A 20,032-nucleotide genomic window follows, 5' to 3' on the forward strand; every position below is an offset into this window, starting at 1 on the left:
GCTTCAAGCTCCTCTGGAAAATCAGGTGACGGCGCCGGGCAGGACCAGTTCGCGCGCGCGGAAGCAGCGCACGCGGCCCTGGTCCAATGCCTCGATTTCAGGCCGCGCCACGCAGGCCGGCTGGGCATGGCCGCAGCGTTCGCGGAAACGGCAGCCCTGCGGCATGTTGGCGAAACTCGGCACCCGCCCGCCGATGGACGGCAGTGGTTTGCCGCGCAGGCTCAAGCGCGGCATCGACTGGAACAGGGCCGAGGTATAGGGATGGCGCGGCGTGCGGTAGACGCTCTCGATCGAGGCATCCTCGACGATCTGGCCGGCATAGAGGATCAGCACGCGGGTGCAGAGTTCCGCCACCACGCCGAGATCATGGGTGATGAACAACAGCGCCGTGCCGGTATCCTCGCTGATCTTGTAGAGCAGATCGATGATCTGCGCCTGCACCGTCACGTCCAGCGCCGTGGTCGGCTCGTCGGCGATCAGCAGCTTGGGCCGGCAGACCAGCGCCATGGCGATCATCACACGCTGCTGCATGCCGCCGGAAAGCTGGTGCGGGTAATCATCATAGCGCCGCGCCGGCGACGGGATGCCAACCTCGGCCAGCGCCTCGATGGTGCGGGCGCGCGCCTCGCGCCTGCCGATGCCGGTATGGGCGCGCAGCGTTTCGGTAATCTGCTCGCCGATGGTGAAGACCGGATCAAGCGCGCGCATCGGCTCCTGGAAGATCATGCCAATGCGCGAGCCAGAAATCTGGCGCAGCTTCTCGCGCGGCATGTCGAGCAGGTTCTGCCCATCAAAATCGGCCCGCCCAGTGACGCGGGTGATCGGACGCGGCAGCAGGCCAAGCAGGGACAGGCCGGTGACGGTCTTGCCACAGCCGCTTTCGCCGACGATGCCGACGCGCTCGCCGGCATGCACCGTGAAGCTGATATCGTTGGCGGCCTGCATCAGGCCATGGGCCATGTCGAAATAGATATTCAGCTTGTCGACCACCAACAGGGGATCGGCGGCGCCGGACAAGGAAAGAGAGGGCGGGGTGTGTATCTGGCTGCTCATGGCTGCCTCAGCGCCGCTTCTGGGTGGGATCGAGGATCACGCGCAGATTCTCACCAAGCGCGTTGAAGGTCAGTGCCGTCACCAGGATGGCAATGCCCGGCGCATACATCTGCGAGGGCGCGATTTCCATGTAGTGGTAAGCCCGGGCCAGCATGGCACCCCAACTCGGCTGCGGCGGCTGCACACCGAGGCCGAGAAAGCTGAGGCTGGCTTCCGCCAGCAGAGCGGTGGCCAGCAGCAAGGTCACCTGCACGATCACCGGCTGCACGGCATTCGGCAGAATGTGGCGCACGATCAGACGCGTGTTGCTGGCGCCGAAGCAGCGCGCGGCATCGACATAGAGTGCCTCGCGGCCGATCAGCGTCTGGCCGCGCACCAGGCGCGCGATGGTGGGCGAGAACACGATGCCGATGGCGATCATGCTGTTGGTCTGACCGACACCGAGCACGCCGGTGACGCCGATGGCGAGCACGATGGCCGGGAAGGACAGCATGGTGTCGATGGTGCGGCTGATGGCGGCATCAATCCAGCCGCCGCTGAAGCCGGCGATGAGGCCGAACGGCAAGCCGATGGCACAGGCCACCAGCACCGCCAGCACACTGCCATACAATGTCAACGGCGCGCCCCAGATCAGGCGGCTCAGCACGTCGCGGCCGAGATCGTCGGTGCCGAGGATATAGACCGGACCGGCCGGAAGCAGCACATTGGCCGGGTTCTGCAGTGTCGGCGAGAACGGTGCCACCCAGGGCGCCGAGATCGACAGCGCCACCAGGAACAGCAGATAGGCGATGCTGAGATAGAAGCCGGCGCGGCGCAGCACGGCATAGACGCCCGGCATCAGGCTGGCATTGCTCTGCAGCGTAGTGGGCTGGTTCATTTCTTCAACACCCGGGGGTCGAACACGGCGTAGAGGATTTCGATGATCAGGTTCACGGTGATGACGATCAGCACCATGGTGAGCATCACGCCCTGGATCACCGGATAGTCCTTGCCGGTGGCGGCACTCACCACCAGGCTGCCCATGCCGGAGATAGCGAACACCGCCTCGATCACCACGGTGCCGCCGAGCAGGCGATTGAACAGCAGTCCGATGACGGTGAGCAGCGTGACGCTGATATTCTTCAGGCCGTGCTTCCAGAAGATCAGGCGGCGCGGCAGGCCCTTGGCCAGCAGCGTGCGCATGTATTGCGAGGATTGCACTTCAAGCAGGGCCGACCGGGTCTGGCGGGCGACTTCGGCGACGCCGCTGGCGGCCAGCGCGATGGCTGGCAGGATGGCATGCCACACCGCGCCCCAGGGATTCACCGCCGGGCGCACCATGCCGGAAACCGGGAACCAGCCAAAGCCCATGGCGAAGATCGACACCAGAATCATGGCCAGCCAGAAGCTCGGCAACGCGATGCCGAGGGAAGCGAAGACCGTGACAAAGGAATCGACCGCCGAGCGCGGCCGCACCGAGGCGGTGATGCCGAGCGGGATACCAACCACCAGCGACAGCAGCATGGCCAGCGACACGACCAGCAGCGTGACCGGCAGGCGGCGCAGGATCGATTCCAGCACCGGCTCGCCAGACAGCATGGAGACAGACATGTCTCCCTGCATCATCTTCCAGAGCCAGCTTGTGTATTGTTCCCAGAGCGGCCGGTCGAGGCCGTAGAGTACGCGGATTTCCTCGACACGCTCGCGGGTGGCATTCTCACCCGCGAGCGCAATGGCAACGTCGCCGGGGACAAGTTGCATCATCGCGAAGACCAGGAATGTCGCCACGATCAGCACCGGCCCGGCCTGGAACAGGCCGTGCAGGAGCAACCGTGCAATTCGCTTCGCTTTCATGCCGCTTCCCTCCCCGGTATCCGGTCAGCCTTCGAGGGAGACGTCTTCGAAGCGTGGCTTGCCGAGCATGTTCGGCTTGTAGCCGCGCACCTTGGGCTGCATCGCCGCGATATCGGTCTGCAGGATCACCGGCACATAGAGCGCGTTGTCGCTGATGATCTTCAGCGCCCGGCCGATGGCTTTCTTGCGCTCTTCGAGATCGAAGGTGGTGCGGCAATCCGCCATCGCCTTCTCCAGTTCCGGCACGCCCCACTTGCGCGCGGCGTTGATGAACGACTTGGGGTCGAACATGATGGAGAAGAACTGGCTCGGATCGGTGCGGCCGGTATAGACCGAGAAGGCGGCATTGCCGAGCTGCTCGCCCATATACTTGGCGCCAAGTTCGTTGCCGGGCACGGCGCGGAGCTGGATGCGGATGTTGGAGCGCTTGTACTGCTCCACCAGCACCTCGCCGCGCTGCTGCGAGCGCTGGTCGTTGTAGATATACATCTCGATATCGACGCCATTCGGATAGCCGGCTTCGGCCAGCAGCTTGCGCGCCAGTTCGGGATCGTACTTGTAGGTGCCATCCAGTTCCTTGTTATAGGCCCAGTGCGAGCGCGGCAGGGTCTGGATGGTCGGCTCGGCGACCCCGGCCATGGTCAGCTTGTTGAACTCGTCGCGGTCGATGCCGTGGCACATGGCGAGGCGGACCTTGACGTTATCCAGCGGCGGCTTGGCGTAGTTGAGATAAAGGTGATAAGTCGCCACCGTCTGGCCCATCGCCAGGGTGAGGCCGGAACGCTCGACAATCGGAATCTGCTGCGGCGCGAGCTGGAACACGAAGTCGTTCTGCTTCGAGGTGACGGTGCGGAGCGCGGTATTCACTTCCGGGATGATCGAGACCACCAGTTCGTCGACCGGCGCTGCCTTCTTGTCCCAGTAATCGGCGAAGCGGGCATAGGTGATCTTCTCGGCGTCGAGCCAGCTCGTCACGCGCCAGGGGCCGGTGCCCACCGGATTGCGGTCGGAGCGGTCACCGGATTCCTTCACCGCCTTGGGCGACGACATCATGCCCGGACGGTCCGAGAGCACGGCGAGCAGCACCACGTCCGGCTCGGACAGCCTGAGCGTGATCTGGTAGGGACCGGTGACTTCGATGCTCTTGACGAAGATCAGGTCGATCTTGACGCGCGAGCGATCGTCGGTGCGGGCCCGTTCCAGGTTGAAACGCGCGGCTTCGGCATCGAATGGTGTGCCGTCATGGAACTTCACGCCCTGGCGCAGGTTCAGCACCAGGGTGGTGGGATCGGGATTGGACCAGGAAGTCGCCAGGCCCGGCTTCGGCATCAGGGTGTCGAGATCGATATTGATCAGCGACTCGAAGGCCGGGAACAGCAGGATATGGTCGCTGCCATGGCGCCCGGTGATCGGATCCATGCTGGTGGGATTATGCGGCGAGGCGATCTTCAGCGTGCCGCCGCGCTTCTGCGCCTGGGCGTCACCGCCGAAGATCGGCAGGCCGCCGGCCATGCTGCCGCCGGCGGCAAGGCCGAGCACCTGGAGCCATTGCCGGCGCGTCATGCTGTAGCGGCCAACGACTTCCTGCTCACCTGTGAAATGCTGTTCGTTGCTCGACATGTTCCTCTCCTTGATCCGTTGTTTGGTTGTTATTGGTCAGTTACGACTTCAATTGGCCCCGGCGGACGGGGTACTCCCTGCGAAATGACAGGCAACCCAGCGGCCAGGCGCAGCATTCTCCCAGGCCGGCACTTTTTCCTCGCAAAGCTGCACTGCCTTTGGGCAGCGGGTGCGGAAGCGGCAGCCCGATGGCGGCGCCAGCGCGCTTGGAATCTCGCCCTTCAGGGTCATGCGCTGGGTGGTGCGCAGCGAGGCCGGCACCGGATCAGGCCGCGATTGCAGCAGGCTGAGCGTGTAGGGATGCAGCGGCTGGGCCAGCAATTCCTCCACCGGCCCCAGTTCCATGATGACGCCGAGATACATCACCGCGATGCGGTTGCTCATATGCGCCACGATGTTGAGATCGTGCGAGATGAATACATAGGTGAGGCCGAGTTCGCGCTGCAGCTTGGCGAACAGGTTGATGATCTCGGCCTGGATCGAGACATCGAGCGCCGCCACCGCCTCGTCGCAGACCACCACGCGCGGTTTCATGGTCAGCACGCGGGCGATGATAACGCGCTGCTTCTGGCCGCCGGAAAGCTGATGCGGATAGCGGCTGGCGAAACCCGGGCCGAGGCCGACCTGGTCGAGGCATTTCAGTGCCGCGCGATTACGTTCCTCCAGGCTGGCACCGCCCTCGATATCCAGCGGCTCGCGCACACTTTGCAGGATGGTGAGGCGTGGATTGAGCGCGCCATCGGGATCCTGGAACACGATCTGGTAGGCACGGCGGCGCTCGCGCAACGCGGCGCCCTTCAGCGCGCCAAGCTCGGTGCCGTCGCAGAGAATCCGGCCTGACGTAATGCGTTGCAGCGCGACGATGGCACGGCCCAATGTCGACTTGCCCGAGCCGGATTCGCCGATGATGCCGAGCACTTCCCCTTCCAGAACCTGCAGGCTGACGCCATCGATGGCGCGCAGCACATCGCGGCGCCCGACCGGGAAATGCACTTTCACATCTTCGACGCTGACCACCGGCTGTTTGCCCGTCACGCCCATCCCTCCCTCAGCCGACCCAGGCCGAGCCGAACGGCTCCGGCTCTTGCAGGGCACGCCGGTGTTCCCCAAGCGCGCCGCGCTGGCGCACCACCTGCAGGCCACCGAGCAGCCAGCGGCGGGTGTCGAGTGGGTCGATCACATCGTCAATCGAGAGATATGGCGCGGTGTTTAGCGCGCTGCCGCGATCATGCAGGTCTGCCACCATCTGCCGGATGCGTGCCTCGCGTTCGGCTTCATCGGCGATGGCATCCAGTTCCTTGCGGTAAGCCAGCTTGACCTGGCCTTCCAGGCCCATCTTGCCGAAATGGCCGGTGGGCCAGGCGACGCAGAAGAGTGGCTCGAAGGAATTGCCGCCGACCATGGCCAGTGCGCCGAGGCCATAAGCTTTGCGCACCACGATCATGAATTGCGGCACCGTGCGCTTGGAGCCGCTGACGAACATGCGGCCGGAGCGGCGTACCAGGGCTTCCTTCTCCGCATCAGGCCCGACCATGAAGCCGGGCGTGTCGCAAAGCGTGAGTAAAGGCAACCGCAGGGTTTCCGCCAGATCGGAGAATTGCGCCGCCTTGTCGGCAGCCTCGGCATCGATCGCGCCGGAAAGATGCGCCGGATTGTTGGCGATCACCGCGAAGGGCTGGCCCTCGATGCGGATCAGCGCGGTGATCATGCCATGGCCGAAATTCGGTCGCAGTTCCAGCACCGAATCAATATCGGCCAGCGCCTTGATCACTGCACGCATGTCATAGGCGCGGCGCGGCTCTTCCGGCACCACATGGCGTAGCCAGCGCTGGTCCGGCGCCTGCCAATCGGTCGCCACGCCCTGGAAATAGCCCATGAACTTCTTAGCTGCCGCCACCGCCTCGGCTTCGTCGCGCACCACGATATCGACAACGCCATTGCGCGCCTGCACCGATACCGGCCCGACTTCCTCCGGCGCGAAAACGCCCAGGCCACCGCCCTCGATCATCGCCGGGCCACCCATGCCGATGGAGGCATTCTCGCAGGCAATCACCACATCGGCACAGGAGGCCAGCGCGGCATTGCCGGCAAAGCAGCGGCCAGACACGATGGCGACGATCGGCACTTCGCCATGCAGCCGCGCCAGCGACCAGAAGCTGCCATTGTAGAGCTTGAGATGGCCGTGATCGTCGGTATCACCCGGCCGTCCGCCACCACCCTCGGCGAACATCAGCACCGGCAAGCGCCACTTGGTCGCCAGGCGGAAGATGCGGCGCTTCTTGGCATGCGCCATCACACCCTGGGTGCCGGCGAATACTGTGTAATCATAGGCCAGCACCACGCATTGCGTGCGGTCGGTACCGAAAGTTTCCGCATTCACGGTGCCGACACCGGTGATCAGGCCATCGGCCGGGCTGATGCGCTGCAATTCCTCGGGTTCACGGCGGCTGGTCTGCGCCGCCACGGCAAGGCCACCATATTCGCGGAAGCTGCCGGCATCGCAGAGGTCGGCGACATTCTCGCGTGCGGTACGCTGTCCGCTCTTGCGCCGGCGGGCCACCGCGTCGGGGCGGGCCGCATCCTCCAGCTTTGCATGCGCGGCCAGCACCTCGGCAAGATCCTTGCGGATCAGGTCGAGATCCTGCTCCGCCTCGCTGCGCACCGCGCCGTCATCGGCATTACCATCGGGCAGCAGGAACAATACAGCGCCGCCTTCCGCCACGGCACCGCCCTTGGCGACCGCAAGCAGCGCCACCGTGCCGCTGCATGGCGCCTCGACGACGAATTCCATCTTCATCGCCTCGGTGATCGCCAGTGGCTGCCCGGCCCGCACCACATCACCGGCCTGCACCAGCAGGTCCATAACGCGGCAGGTCATCGGCACCGTCACCGGCTGGCTACCAACCGGGCCCTGCAGCTCGGCCACCGCCACCGCCTGCCGACTCGTCGCGGCATTGGCGAAATAGAGCGTCGGATGCGGCGCGGCGGCTGCCGCCACCAGATCGGCCACATGCTCGTCGATGAAACGGGTATGGATATGGTTGGCGGCCAAATCGGGATGCTGCAGCAAAGCCTGCAGAAAAGAGAGATTGGTGGCGACACCATCGATGCGCATTTCGCAAAGCGCGCGATACGCCTTGCGCACCAGGGCGGTGAAGTCACCAGCCCCGGTATGCACGATCACCTTGGCCAGCAGCGAATCGAAGCTGACGCCGGATTGATGCCCGACATAGGCGGCGGTATCGACGCGAATGCCGGGCCCCGCCGGCATCTCGAAGGCGCTGAGCGTGCCGAGCGAAGGCGAGGCCATGCCATCGGACCGCATCGTCTCAGCATTGATGCGCAACTGCATCGCCATGCCGCGTGGCTGCTTCGGGTCCGGCAATTCCTTCGGGTTCACCTTGACGCCGGCAGCAATACGGAGCTGCAACTGCACCAGATCGATGCCAGTGACTTCCTCGGTCACCGTATGCTCCACCTGCAGGCGCGGATTCACCTCCAGAAAACGGAAATACTCCATGCCGGCTTCGCCGCGCGTGCCAACCAGGAATTCAAACGTGCCGAGGCTGCGGTAATTCACCTTCCTGGCCATGCGCAGCGTGGCCTCGTAGAGCTCGCGACGGATTTCCGCCGTAAGGCCCGGCGATGGCGCCACCTCGATCAGCTTCTGCTGCCGGCGCTGCAGGCTGCATTCGCGCTCACCCAGCACCGCCACATGGCCCTGGCCATCGCCGACGAGTTGCACTTCCACATGCCGGGCATGCTCGATCAGTTCCTCGGCATAGACGCCGCCATCGCCAAACGAAGCCCGCGCCTCGGAGCTGCAGCGCTCGAAATCATTGGCCAGGCTGGCTGCGTCACGCACGATGCGGATGCCGCGTCCGCCACCGCCGGCCGCCGCTTTAAGCATAATTGCCGGGTTTTCACCCAGGCTCTGCATGAAGGCCAGCGCCGGCTCGGGCGATGGCAACAGACCGGTGCCGCGCGGCAACGGCACGTCGCAGGCGGCGGCCAATTGCCGCGCCGCCGCCTTGTTGCCGAAGGTCTCGAGGGTTTCCGGCTGCGGGCCGACGAAGATCAGCCCGGCCTGCTCGCAGCGGCGGGAGAAGTCGGCACGCTCGCTGAGAAAGCCATAGCCCGGATGGACCATGGTGCAGCCCTGCTGGCGGGCAACGGCGATCAGGGCATCGATATCGAGATAGGCGGCACTGCCAGCGCCGGCCAAAGCAACGGCCACATCGCCCTTGCGGCCATGTAGCGAGGCGGCGTCGTCCTGGGAATAGACCACGACGCTGCGCCAGCCCAACTCGGCCACTGCACGGCAGATCCGCACCGCGATCTCGCCGCGATTGGCCACCAGCACTGTATGCGCGGTCTGGCTATCCCGAACTGCCTTACTCATACCCGATTGCCTGCCTTATCGGTGCCGCATGCTTTGGCGACGCGGTTGGTTTCCTCTCCAGTTGCAGAGGAAAAAAACACAGCAGGCGCATAATGTCAACAGTTTACATACTACTGTCGGATGCCAGGTAACCCTTCCGAAAAACTACAAAATTCAGCCTTAAAGAACCTGTCAACAGTGATACAGATTGGCAAAGCAGTGGCCAAAACTGGCCATGAAAAACCCCGGCGACCAGGGGCCGCCAGGGCAATTTGCCGGCGAACTGCCGGCCCAGGATGAGGAAAGCACCTGCTTTGGCGTTACGGCTTGGCCGCCTGCTTTTGTTTGTTCTCTTCATACAGGCGCAATACCGCCTCGCGGACCAATGGATCGAGTCCTTCGCCGCCATTCTCCAGATGCGCGAAAATCTGGGCGCGCATGCGGGGATCCCAGAATTTCTTCAAATGATCGACAATGCCATCGACCGGGTTCATGGCAGCCTGCGGCGCGAAGAAACGGCCGATCTGGTTCGCCATCATCACCAGCTTGTCATGCGACATGATCACTCACTCCGGGCAGCAGTCGGTCCGGCCGCGAGAACACCTCGAATTCCGCGCCGCGCGCCACGGCGATCAAGGTGATACCAGCCGCTGTCGCCATGCTGAGCGCCATCGAGGTCGGTGCCGATACCGCCACAATCGCCGCCACGCCAAGCCGGGCCGCCTTCTGCACCATCTCCACCGAAACCCGGCTGGTCAGCAGCAGCAGGCCGCGTTGCGCAGTCTGCTCGTCGCGCGCCAGCGCGCCAGCCAGCTTGTCGAGTGCATTGTGGCGACCGACATCCTCGCGTAACGCAACAAGACCGACGCCGGGTTCCCAATAGCCGGCGGCATGCATGGCGCGGGTTTCGGCATTGAGCCGCTGTGCCGCCGGCAGGCTAGCCAACGCCTCGGCGATCATCTCCGGCGTGAAACGCGGCTCGGCACTCACTGCCGTTGGTGGCTTCACCGCCTGCTCCAGACTCTCGATGCCGCAGAGACCGCAACCGGTAGGCCCGGCCATGAAGCGACGCCGTGCCGCATGAAGCTCCGCCAGGACCGGATTGAGCCACATTTGCAGGTCAATGCCATGCGGCCCCTCGACCGGCCGCAAATCCTCGATATCGCCCGGCGCATCGATGATGCCTTCCGCCAGGCTGAAGCCGATGGCGAAATCCTCGAGATCGGCAGGGCTTGCCATCATCACCGCATGCGTCGAGCCGTTATAGGTCAGCGCCACCGCGCTCTCCACCGGCAGGGCGCGATAGCTGTCATGCAGCCTGCCGTCGCGCCAGGCCAGGCCCGGGACTCGCAGCAAAGCGGGCATGCGCAGAATGGCGCGCGGCGTGCTCATTCCGCCGCCTCCTTGCCGCCTGTTGCCTTGCCGGCAATGCGGCGGCTTTTCTCGGTCATGCCACGGTATTCGGTCTGCCATTCCGACGGGCCGTTGGAGAGCCCGACCTGCACCGCCGTCACCTTGTATTCCGGGCAGTTGGTCGCCCAGTCGGAGAAATCGGTGGTGATGACATTGGCCTGCGTATTGGGGTGATGAAAGGTGGTGTAGACCACGCCCGGCGCCACCCGGTCGGTGATCAGTGCGCGCAAGGTCGTCTCACCGGCGCGGCTTTGCAGCTTCACCCAGACGCCATCGCGGATGCCGCGCTGTTCGGCATCATGCGGATGAATTTCCAGCGCATCCTCGTCATGCCACACCACATTCTCGGTCCGCCGGGTCTGCGCACCGACATTGTATTGCGACAGGATGCGGCCGGTGGTGAGCAGCAGCGGGAATCGCGCCGTCGATTTCTCGTCGGTCGGCACATAGGCCGTGATCATGAAATTACCCTTGCCGCGCACGAAGCCATCCACATGCACGATTGGCGTGCCAAGCGGCGCCTTCTCGTTGCAGGGCCATTGCACCGAGCCCATCTTCTCCAGGTAGTCATAAGAGACGCCGGCAAAACCCGGCGTGGTCCTGGCGACCTCGTCCATGATCTCGGCTGGATGCTTGTAGGTCATCGGGAAGCCCATGGCATTCGACAGCATCATGGTGATCTGCCAGTCGGCATAACCGCCATTCTTCGGCGTCATCACACGGCGCACGCGGTTGATGCGGCGCTCGGCATTGGTGAAAGTGCCGTCCTTCTCCAGGAAGGTGGAGCCGGGCAGGAAGACATGGGCGTAGTTCGCCGTCTCGTTCAGAAACAAATCCTGCACCACCACGCATTCCATCGCCTTCAGGCCGGCGGCGACATGTTGCGTGTTGGGATCGGATTGCACGATGTCCTCGCCCTGCACATAGATGCCCTTGAAGCTGCCATCCACGGCGGCATCCAGCATGTTCGGGATGCGCAGGCCAGGCTCGGGATCGAGCGTGCGGCCCCAGAGATCTTCGAAGATGGCACGGGTGGCATCATCCGACATATGACGGTAGCCAGGCAATTCATGCGGGAAGCTGCCCATGTCGCAGGCGCCCTGCACATTGTTCTGGCCGCGCAGTGGATTCACGCCGACGCCTTCGCGGCCGATATTGCCGGTAAGCATGGCGAGATTGGCAATCGCGATGACAGTGGTGGTCCCTTGGCTATGCTCGGTGACGCCGAGACCATAATAAATCGCGCCGTTGCCGCCGGTGGCATAAAGCCGGGCGGCGCCACGAATGGTTTCCGCCGGCACGCCGGAAATCTTTTCTACCGCCTCCGGGCTGTTCTCCGGCTGCAAGACAAAATCGACCCAGTACTGGAAGGCATCGAGATCGCAGCGCTCGCGGATGAATTGCTCGTTCTGCAAGCCTTCACTGACGATCACATGCGCCAGGGCGTTCATCACCGCCGCATTGGTGCCGGGGCGCAATGCCAGATGATAGGCCGCTTCGATATGCGCCGATTTCACCATCTCGGTGCGGCGCGGATCGATCACGATCAGCTTGGCGCCCTGGCGCAGGCGCTTTTTCAGCCGCGAGGCGAAAACCGGATGTGCCACGGCCGGGTTGGCGCCGATCACCACCGCCACATCGGTATGTTCCACCGAATCGAAATTCTGCGTGCCGGCGGAGGTGCCGTAGGTCTTGCTCAAGCCATAGCCGGTGGGCGAATGACAGACGCGGGCGCAGGTATCGACATTGTTGTTGCCGAAGCCGCCACGGACCAGCTTCTGCACCAGATAGGTTTCCTCATTGGTACAGCGCGACGAGGTGATGCCGCCGATGGAACCCTGGCCATACTTGGCCTGGATGCGCTTGAATTCGGCAGCGGCATAGGAAATCGCCTCCTCCCAACTCACCTCGCGCCAGGGCTGGTCTATGCTCTCGCGGATCATCGGCTTGAGGATGCGTTCGCGGTGATTGGCATAACCCCAGGCGAAGCGGCCCTTGACGCAGGAATGGCCGCGATTGGCCTGGCCGTCCTTGTAGGGCACCATGCGCACCAGCTCCTCGCCGCGCATCTCGGCCTTGAAGCTGCAGCCGACACCGCAATAGGCGCAGGTGGTGACCACCGAATGCTCCGGCTGGCCGATCTCGATCACCGATTTTTCCATCAATGTCGCCGTCGGGCAGGCCTGCACGCAGGCACCACAGGAAACACATTCGGAATTGAGGAAATTTTCCGCCATGCCGGCGGAGACCTTGGAATCGAAGCCGCGCGCCTGGATGGTCAGCGCGAAGGTGCCCTGCACTTCCTCGCAGGCCCGCACACAGCGCGAGCAGACGATGCATTTGGACGCATCGAAGGTGAAATAGGGATTCGACTCGTCTTTCTGCTGCTTGAGGTGGTTCTCGCCCTCATAGCCATAGCGCACCTCGCGCAGGCCAACCGCACCGGCCATGTCCTGCAATTCGCAATTGCCATTGGCCGGGCAGGTCAGGCAATCCAGCGGATGATCCGAGATATAAAGCTCCATGACGCCCCGGCGCAGTTTCGCCAGGCGGTCATTCTGCGTCGTCACCTTCATGCCCGGTGCCACCGGCGTGGTGCAGGAAGCCGGCGTACCGGCGCGGCCTTCTATCTCCACCAGGCAGAGGCGGCAGGAGCCGAAGGCATCCAGCATATCCGTGGCGCAGAGCTTGGGAATCTGGGTACCGGCCTGCATCGCCGCCCGCATCACCGAGGTGCCTTCCGGCACAGTGACCGACACGCCATCGATGCTGAGCGTGACCATCGCTTCGGAAGCGCTGGCTGGAGTGCCGTAGTCGATTTCGTCAATCAAGGGCATGAGGGGCGCCTCGCTATTCCGCAGCAGCGTTTAAAGGGTCACGGCCGAAATCCTCGGGGAAATGTTTCAGGGCGCTGAGTACCGGATAGGGCGTGAAGCCACCCAGCGCACAAAGCGAGCCGAATTTCAGTGTCTGGCAGAGGTCTTCCAGCAGTGTCAGGTTTGCCTCGCGCCGCTCGCCGCGCAGCACGCGGTCCATCACCTCGGTGCCACGCGTCGAGCCGATGCGGCAGGGCGTGCATTTGCCGCAGGATTCGATGGCGCAGAATTCCAGCGCGAAACGGGCCATGCGCGCCATGTCGACGCTATCGTCGAACACCACCAGGCCGCCATGGCCGATCAGGCCGTCGCGCGCCGCGAAGGCTTCGTAATCATAGGGCGTGTCGAACAAGCCGACCGGGAAATAGGCGCCAAGCGGGCCACCTGCCTGCACCGCGCGGACTGGCTTGCCAGAGGCAGTGCCGCCGCCGATATCTTCGACGATCTCGCCCAGGCTGAGCCCGAATGCTGCTTCGAACAGGCCGCCGCGCTTCACATTGCCGGCAATCTGGATCGGCATCGTGCCGCGCGAACGGCCCATGCCAAAATCGGCATACGCAGCAGCTCCGTCGCTCAAGATCACCGGTACAGTGGCGAGTGAGATCAGGTTATTGATCACGGTGGGCTTGGCGAACAACCCCTTATGCGCCGGCAGCGGGGGTTTGGCGCGGACCATGCCGCGCCGGCCTTCGATGCTTTCCAGCAAGGCGGTTTCCTCGCCGCAGACATAGGCGCCGGCACCAACCCGGATTTCGAGATCGAAGCTGAAACTGCCGCCCGCCACCTTGGCACCGAGATAGCCGGCCTCACGGGCAATGCCGATTGCCTGGTCCATCACCCGCACCGCATCGGGATATTCCGAGCGGATATAGATGAAGCCCTTGGCCGCACCAACCGCAAAACCGGCGATGGTCATGCCTTCGATCAGCACGAAGGGATCGCCTTCCAGGATCATGCGGTCAGCGAAAGTGCCGGAGTCGCCCTCGTCGGCATTACAGACAATGTATTTGCGCTCCGACTTGGCCTCGGCCACGGTTTTCCATTTGATGCCGGTGGGGAAGCCGGCGCCACCGCGCCCGCGCAACCCGGATTTGGTCACTTCCTCCACCGTCGCCGCCGGGCCGAGGCTCAAGGCGCGCTGCAGGCCGCGATAGCCGCCATGCTTGCGGTAATCCTCCAGCGAGAGCGGATCGACAATGCCGCAACGGGCAAAGGTCAGGCGGTTCTGGCGCTTGAGGAAGGGAATATCCTCGGGCCGGCCAAGCCGCAGCGGATGCGCGGCGCCGATCAGCAGCCCGGCATCGAACAGGCTCGGGACATCGGCTTCGCTGACCGGACCATAGGCGATGCGGCCAGCCGGCGTTTCCACCTCGATCATGGTTTCAAGCCAGAGCAGGCCGCGCGAACCGGTACGCACAATCTCGATATGTTGACGGCGCCTGGCTGCGGCGGCCTTGATCGCGGCCGCCACCTTCTCGGCACCCACCGCCTTGGCGGCGGCATCGCGCGGGATATAGATGCGCGGTGTCATCGCCGCATCTCCCGCGCCAATTCATCGAGCCGGGCATCATCCAGCCGCCCGACCACCTCGCCATCCAGCATCGCCGCTGGGGCGCAGGCACAGAGCCCGAGACAATAAGTGGCCTCGATGGTAAGCCTGCCATCGCGCGTGGTCTCGCCCCAGCCGAGCCCGAGCCGATCCAGGAATTGCTTGGCCATCGCCTCGCTGCCCATCGACTGGCAGGCTTCGGCGCGGCACAGCTTGAGCACATGGCGGCCTGCCGGCTGCTCGCGGAAATCATGGTAGAAGCTGACCACACCATGCACTTCGGCGCGCGAAATGTTCAGCGCCTCGGCGATCAGCGGCAAGGCTGGCTTCGGCACATGACCGAATTCCGCCTGCAAGGCATGCAGGATCGGCAGAAGTGGCCCTTCCAGGCCCCGCAGATGGTTAATGATGTCCCCGGCACGCGTCGGGTCCCAAGTGGCGTACATTGCTGGTGTCCCACACTGCCTGTTCACCGGGGAATGATGGGGGCAAGGGCTGGGCACGGCAATAAAGCTATTATGTGCTGCGATAGAACATATCTATCAAAAAGCACCAGTTGCCCAGCAAAAGCAGGGTAACTCCCCCGTATCAGGCCAGTTCGGCGGCCAGCAGCTTGGCCTCCGCCACCAGGGCGGCAGTAAACGGCGTCATCGGCTCGCGGCTCGGCACCACCAGGCCGATCATGTGCACCGCCGCCGGCTCAATGATCGGGATCGAGCGCAGCTTCTCGGTCAGGCCCAGAGTGTCGGCAAGCTTTTCCGGCATCACGCTGGCCCAGCGTCCGGTACGCACATGGGAGAACAACACGATCATCGAATTCGATTCCAGCGTCGGCTCCGGCTCGCCGCCGGCAGCGCGCAGCAGGCGGTTGATGATGCGGCGATTCTGCATATCCGGCGTCAGCAGGCAGAGCGGAATCCTGCTCACCTCTTCCCAGGTCACCGTGTCGCGGTCGCCAAGCGGGCTGCTTTCAGATGTCAGCAGGCGGTATTGCTCTGGATAGAGCGGCACGCTGCGAGCCCGGCCCAGCGGCTCGTTATCGACATAGGTGAGCCCGGCATCAACCTCCAGATTCTCAAGCATGGAAAGAATCTCGACCGAGGTGCTGGAGAGGATGGTGAATTTCACATTCGGATGCTTGGCGCGGTAGGGCGTGGTAAGCGCCGAGACCATGGCCAGCGCGGTAGGAATCGCCGCAATCCTGAGATGCCCGGCCAGACCATGCTTCAATGCCGCGACTTCCTGGCGCATGGCGCGGGTGTCGCCGACAATACGCCGCGCCCAATCCAGCACGCGCTCACCCTCGGCGGTGAAGCCGAGGAAGCGTGAAGAGCGCTGCACCAGCATCACGCCCAGGGTATCCTCAAGGCTCTTGATGCCGGCAGAGAAAGTCGGCTGTGTCACGCCGCATTGCTCCGCGGCCTTGCCGAAATTCTGCTCGCGCGCCAGCGCCATGAGGAATTCGAGCTTGTCGATCATGCCGGGATTGTGGCGCCAGAGCGACGAGAATTGCAATCGCCTTGCAGCGCGCCCGGGCCACAGCCAAAGCCCCTTGGGCGGAAACCGCACCCTTCCGGACCACTTCGGCCAGGGCGGTCGCCGTGACGCCAAGATAATCAGACTGATTCGTGACGCTTCTTCTAGGCGTAACGGGACACGGCCAGATCGGCGATATCGATCTCGGGTTTGCGGCCACTGATCAGATCGGCAATCACGCGTGCCGAGCCGGCAGCCATGGTCCAACCCAGCGTGCCATGCCCGGTATTGGTGAACAGGTTGGCGTAGCGGGTGGCACCGACAATCGGCGTGCCATCGGGCGTCATCGGCCGCAGGCCGGACCAGAAGCTGGCGGATTTCACATCGCCCGAACCGCCAAACAGATCAGAGACGGAATGCTCCAGCGTTGCCCGGCGCCGCTCCGGCAGGTCATTGGTATAACCGGAAATTTCCGCCATGCCGCCGACGCGGACACGGTCCCCGAGCCGCGTGATGGCAATCTTGAAGGTCTCATCCATCACCGTGGATTCCGGCGCCCGCGTTGCATCGGTAATCGGATAGGTGAGCGAATAGCCCTTGACCGGATAGACCGGCAGCGAAACGCCGATATCGCGGCTGAGCCGGGGCGAGAAACTGCCCAGCGCCAGCACATAGGCATCGGCCTGGAGCGGGCCGGCCGAGGTTTCCACGCCGCTCACCCGGCCCGCTTCAGCGCGCAGGCCAAGGATGGTACGGCCGAAATCGAACCTCACGCCAAGCTCGGCTGCCATACGGTACAGCGCATTGGTGAATTTGAAGCAATCCCCGGTTTCATCATTGGGCAGGCGCAAGCCGCCGGCAATCTTCTCCCGTACATGGGCCAATGCCGGCTCGGCGCGGATGCAGCCGGCGGCATCGAGCAGTTCATAGGGTACGCCATCGGCCTTCAGCACCTCGATATCCTTGGCGGTGCCATCAAGCTGTGCCTGGCTGCGGAAAAGCTGCAATGTGCCCTGCATGCGCTCGTCATAACCAATGCCGGTCGCGGCACGCAGCTCGATCAGGCAGTCGCGACTGTATTCCGCCAGCCGCACCATGCGGCTCTTGTTGATGGCATAGCGGGCAGAGGTGCAGTTCAGCAGCATCCGGGCAATCCACTCGACCATGTGGACATCGATCTTCATGCGCAGAATCAGCGGCGCATGCTGCATGAACAGCCACTTCATGGCCTTCACCGGGATACCGGGAGCAGCCCAGGGCGAGGCATAACCTGGCGATATTTCGCCGGCATTGGCGAAGCTGGTTTCAAGTGCAGGACCATGCTGGCGGTCCAGCACTGTCACGTCATGGCCCTGACGGGCCAGATAATAGGCGGTGCTGACACCAATGACACCCGCGCCCAGGACAGCGATTTTCATCTCACGCCTCGCTGAATTTCATACCCCGACTCTCACGCCGCACCTGATACCTTGATCAAGCATCCTTCAAGGAGTCACATGCTTCGTCCAGCAGAGTATCGCTGATATTGAGGGGTATCTGGAAGTGGATTACATTGCCATTGACACCACAGGACAGGATGATCTAGCCGTCATCCATGGCCTCGCGGGTGAGGCGTGTCGTCATCTGGCCGTCCGGCTCTCCCGTTTCATTGCCCGCAAACCGGTATGGCGAGCATGGCATGCGCTTCGATATCGCCAAGGGCGAAATGATGACGCTGCAGGGCCGCCTGTTCCGGCAGCCCTAACGTTTGGGATCAGTCTTCGCCCCCAGCGCTCAAGCGGTTTGCTCGATCAAACGGGTGCGGCGGTCGAGGAAGCGGCCAAAGGCGGTAATGAAGGCTGAGCAATCGTCATCCGTCACCGGCAGGCTCAGCGCGATCATGGCTCGGCGGGCAAACCAGAAACGTTCGGTCAGCAGATCGAAGAACAATAATTCCTTCAACAGTTGTTGCGTCTCGGCTGCCGGCGGCGCACTGCTGAACGGCTGCGCACTGAAATGCACCGTCATCAGCGAACCGAGGCCAGTGACCTGCACCGCCAGGCCGCGCTGTGCCGCTTCCGCATTGAGGCCATGGCGCAAGGCATCGCCACGCCGATTCAGGGCAACCAGCGCTTCTTCGGTGAGAATTTCGCTTAAGCCGACGATGCCGGCAGCCATCGAGAGCACGTTGTTATTGAACGTGCCGGCATGGGGCAGTGCGCCGGGCCGCGTCGGATCGTAATGCTCCATGATGGCCCGCTTGCCACCGAAAGCACCAAACGACATGCCGCCGCCGAGATATTTGCCGAAGCTGGTGAGATCGGGCTTGAGGCCATGCAGCGCCTGCAGGCCGCCCGGATGCAGCCGCGAGGTCATCACCTCATCCAGCACGAACAAAGCCCCAATACGCTGCGCGGCATCCTGCAGCATGTGCAGGAAGGCAGCATCAGCGGGAATAGAACCGCCGGCGCCCAGCATTGGCTCCACCAGGATGGCGGCGATTTCGCCGGCATGGCGCTGGATCAGCGCAGCAGTGCCGGCCTGATCGTTATAGCTGCCGACAATGAAATGATAGGGCGCGTTGATCGGACTGCCGCCGCCGGCGAAGGAGAACACACCGCCATGATAGCCGCCTTCGAAGACCAGAACGCCACGCCGGCCGGTGAGCGCTGACGCCGTGGCCAGCGCCATCAGATTCGATTCCGTACCCGAATTGGTGAAACGGACCAGATCGAGCGATGGGAACCGCGCGCAGAACAGCGCCGCCAACTGGCCTTCGAGCAGATTATGGCCGCCAAAGCTGATGCCATTGGCCAGCACTTCATGCAGGGTCTGCATGATGCGCGGATGCGAATGGCCATAAAGGCCAGCGGTGTAGTCGCCGAGGAAATCAGTGTAGCGATGGCCATCCGCAGACCATAGGTGGCAGCCCTCGCCGCGCTCGAAAGCCAGCGGAAACGGCGCGTAATGCAACACGCTGCGGGTGTTGCCACCGGGCATGTGAGCCGCCGCTTCCTGCTGGCGCTCGGCCGATTTCGGGTTTTCGGCGCGGTAGCGGTCATGCGCTTCCGCCACCGCCTGCCGCAAAGCCGAGGCGGTGTCGATGGTATCCAGCATGGTCATGCCTCGTTTGTCTCTGTCTGCCGCAGCAACGCCACCATCTTCTCGCCGTCCGGCGTGTTGTGGTCGCGCGCCAGATGCTCGGCGGCCACGTCGTCGCCGGCAGCAATCGCCTCCACCAAGGCGCGGTGGATGCCGAGGATTTCCGGGAAATCGTAATCCAGCCCGGCGGTATGGCGCAGATAGAGCTGAGTCTGGCCTTCCAGCAGCTTGTATTCCGCCTGCAGCCGGCTGTGGTCGGTGAGGCCGAAGATGCAGCGGTGAATGCCATAATCGGCGTCGATCATCTCACCACGCTGGCCACTGGCGGCGGCACGTTCCATCACCTGCAAAGCGGCGCCGAGCGCTGCCTTGCCGCGGCCATCGATGCGCCGCGCCGCGAGCCGCGCCGCCATCGCCTCCAGCGTGTTGCGCAGGGTGTAAATCTCGTAGGCATCGCGCGCACTCAGCGCCGCCACGAAGGTGCTGTGGAAACGCTTCTGCACGATCAGGCCTTCGAAGGCGAGTTGCTGCAGGGCGGCGCGCAGGGTGCCACGGCTGACGCCCAGGTCCTGCGCCAGTTCGACTTCCACCACCCGGCTGCCCGGCGGCATCTCGCCGGAGAAGATGCGCTGCTTCAACAGCAGGGTGACCTGGTCATTGAGGGCGCCGATCACGCTGAGATGCTGTGCCAATTGCCAACCTTTCGAAATTTAGATTGTTGACAATCTTATAATCTGGCCGGATAGTGGG

At 63.6% G+C, this 20,032-nt stretch carries 15 protein-coding genes; all 15 read right to left on the reverse strand.

The features are described 5' to 3' along the window. Window positions 1-21: 21 nt before the first annotated feature. Window positions 22-1,053 carry an ABC transporter ATP-binding protein gene (locus V6B08_RS01375; protein WP_341977341.1) on the reverse strand — a complete coding sequence of 344 codons (1,032 nt, stop codon included), beginning with the start codon at window positions 1,051-1,053 and terminating at the stop codon, window positions 22-24. A 7-nt stretch (window positions 1,054-1,060) separates the two neighbouring features. Further along, complete coding sequence (locus V6B08_RS01380) at window positions 1,061-1,930, reverse strand: ABC transporter permease (RefSeq protein WP_341977342.1); 870 nt, start codon at window positions 1,928-1,930, stop codon at window positions 1,061-1,063. Beyond that, window positions 1,927-2,886, reverse strand: a complete 960-nt coding sequence (locus V6B08_RS01385) for an ABC transporter permease (protein ID WP_341977344.1) — start codon at window positions 2,884-2,886, stop codon at window positions 1,927-1,929. The genes V6B08_RS01380 and V6B08_RS01385 overlap by 4 nt, the downstream gene beginning before the upstream one ends. 24 nt (window positions 2,887-2,910) lie before the next feature. Then, window positions 2,911-4,506, reverse strand: a complete 1,596-nt coding sequence (locus V6B08_RS01390; protein ID WP_341977346.1) for an ABC transporter substrate-binding protein — start codon at window positions 4,504-4,506, stop codon at window positions 2,911-2,913. Between the two features lie 48 nt (window positions 4,507-4,554). Then, a complete protein-coding gene (locus V6B08_RS01395; protein ID WP_341977348.1) occupies window positions 4,555-5,541 on the reverse strand; it encodes an ABC transporter ATP-binding protein in 987 nt (328 codons plus the stop codon). Between the two features lie 13 nt (window positions 5,542-5,554). Continuing rightward, entirely contained in the window at window positions 5,555-8,908 is a 3,354-nt protein-coding gene (locus V6B08_RS01400; protein ID WP_341977350.1) for an acetyl-CoA carboxylase family protein, read from the reverse strand. 299 nt (window positions 8,909-9,207) lie between these two features. Next, entirely contained in the window at window positions 9,208-9,447 is a 240-nt protein-coding gene (locus V6B08_RS01405) for a formate dehydrogenase subunit delta (RefSeq protein WP_341977352.1), read from the reverse strand. Continuing rightward, complete coding sequence (gene fdhD / locus V6B08_RS01410) at window positions 9,437-10,279, reverse strand: formate dehydrogenase accessory sulfurtransferase FdhD (protein WP_341977354.1); 843 nt, start codon at window positions 10,277-10,279, stop codon at window positions 9,437-9,439. Before fdhD ends, V6B08_RS01405 begins: the two co-directional genes overlap by 11 nt. Next, window positions 10,276-13,137, reverse strand: a complete 2,862-nt coding sequence (fdhF, locus tag V6B08_RS01415) for a formate dehydrogenase subunit alpha (protein WP_341977356.1) — start codon at window positions 13,135-13,137, stop codon at window positions 10,276-10,278. The genes fdhD and fdhF overlap by 4 nt, the downstream gene beginning before the upstream one ends. A gap of 13 nt (window positions 13,138-13,150) precedes the next feature. Continuing rightward, window positions 13,151-14,707, reverse strand: coding sequence for a formate dehydrogenase beta subunit (locus tag V6B08_RS01420; RefSeq protein WP_341977359.1), 1,557 nt, complete (start codon window positions 14,705-14,707; stop codon window positions 13,151-13,153). Next, the gene (locus tag V6B08_RS01425; protein WP_341977362.1) at window positions 14,704-15,171 is read right to left on the reverse strand and encodes a formate dehydrogenase subunit gamma; all 468 of its coding nucleotides are present in this window, start codon (window positions 15,169-15,171) and stop codon (window positions 14,704-14,706) included. The genes V6B08_RS01420 and V6B08_RS01425 overlap by 4 nt, the downstream gene beginning before the upstream one ends. Window positions 15,172-15,313: 142 nt before the next feature. Then, window positions 15,314-16,204, reverse strand: a complete 891-nt coding sequence (locus V6B08_RS01430; RefSeq protein WP_341977364.1) for a LysR family transcriptional regulator — start codon at window positions 16,202-16,204, stop codon at window positions 15,314-15,316. A gap of 161 nt (window positions 16,205-16,365) precedes the next feature. Beyond that, complete coding sequence (locus tag V6B08_RS01435; protein ID WP_341977366.1) at window positions 16,366-17,619, reverse strand: D-amino acid dehydrogenase; 1,254 nt, start codon at window positions 17,617-17,619, stop codon at window positions 16,366-16,368. A 355-nt stretch (window positions 17,620-17,974) separates the two neighbouring features. Next, window positions 17,975-19,303, reverse strand: a complete 1,329-nt coding sequence (locus tag V6B08_RS01440) for an aspartate aminotransferase family protein (RefSeq protein ID WP_341977368.1) — start codon at window positions 19,301-19,303, stop codon at window positions 17,975-17,977. Then, window positions 19,300-19,974, reverse strand: a complete 675-nt coding sequence (locus V6B08_RS01445; RefSeq protein WP_341977370.1) for a GntR family transcriptional regulator — start codon at window positions 19,972-19,974, stop codon at window positions 19,300-19,302. The genes V6B08_RS01440 and V6B08_RS01445 overlap by 4 nt, the downstream gene beginning before the upstream one ends. Between the last annotated feature and the right edge of the window lie 58 nt (window positions 19,975-20,032).

The organism is Ferrovibrio sp. MS7, assembly GCF_038404985.1.
In the GTDB taxonomy this organism is placed as follows: domain Bacteria; phylum Pseudomonadota; class Alphaproteobacteria; order Ferrovibrionales; family Ferrovibrionaceae; genus Ferrovibrio; species Ferrovibrio plantarum.

What these genes read in the sequence shown, in the direction of transcription:
- V6B08_RS01420 (WP_341977359.1), bottom strand. Translation starts at nt 14,707, where the DNA reads ATGACACCGCGCATCTATATCCCGCGCGATGCCGCCGCCAAGGCGGTG.
- V6B08_RS01405 (WP_341977352.1), bottom strand. Translation starts at nt 9,447, where the DNA reads ATGTCGCATGACAAGCTGGTGATGATGGCGAACCAGATCGGCCGTTTC.
- V6B08_RS01430 (WP_341977364.1), bottom strand. Translation starts at nt 16,204, where the DNA reads ATGATCGACAAGCTCGAATTCCTCATGGCGCTGGCGCGCGAGCAGAAT.
- fdhF (WP_341977356.1), bottom strand. Translation starts at nt 13,137, where the DNA reads ATGCCCTTGATTGACGAAATCGACTACGGCACTCCAGCCAGCGCTTCC.
- V6B08_RS01385 (WP_341977344.1), bottom strand. Translation starts at nt 2,886, where the DNA reads ATGAAAGCGAAGCGAATTGCACGGTTGCTCCTGCACGGCCTGTTCCAG.
- V6B08_RS01425 (WP_341977362.1), bottom strand. Translation starts at nt 15,171, where the DNA reads ATGTACGCCACTTGGGACCCGACGCGTGCCGGGGACATCATTAACCAT.
- V6B08_RS01440 (WP_341977368.1), bottom strand. Translation starts at nt 19,303, where the DNA reads ATGACCATGCTGGATACCATCGACACCGCCTCGGCTTTGCGGCAGGCG.
- V6B08_RS01400 (WP_341977350.1), bottom strand. Translation starts at nt 8,908, where the DNA reads ATGAGTAAGGCAGTTCGGGATAGCCAGACCGCGCATACAGTGCTGGTG.
- V6B08_RS01375 (WP_341977341.1), bottom strand. Translation starts at nt 1,053, where the DNA reads ATGAGCAGCCAGATACACACCCCGCCCTCTCTTTCCTTGTCCGGCGCC.
- V6B08_RS01380 (WP_341977342.1), bottom strand. Translation starts at nt 1,930, where the DNA reads ATGAACCAGCCCACTACGCTGCAGAGCAATGCCAGCCTGATGCCGGGC.
- V6B08_RS01390 (WP_341977346.1), bottom strand. Translation starts at nt 4,506, where the DNA reads ATGTCGAGCAACGAACAGCATTTCACAGGTGAGCAGGAAGTCGTTGGC.
- fdhD (WP_341977354.1), bottom strand. Translation starts at nt 10,279, where the DNA reads ATGAGCACGCCGCGCGCCATTCTGCGCATGCCCGCTTTGCTGCGAGTC.
- V6B08_RS01435 (WP_341977366.1), bottom strand. Translation starts at nt 17,619, where the DNA reads ATGAAAATCGCTGTCCTGGGCGCGGGTGTCATTGGTGTCAGCACCGCC.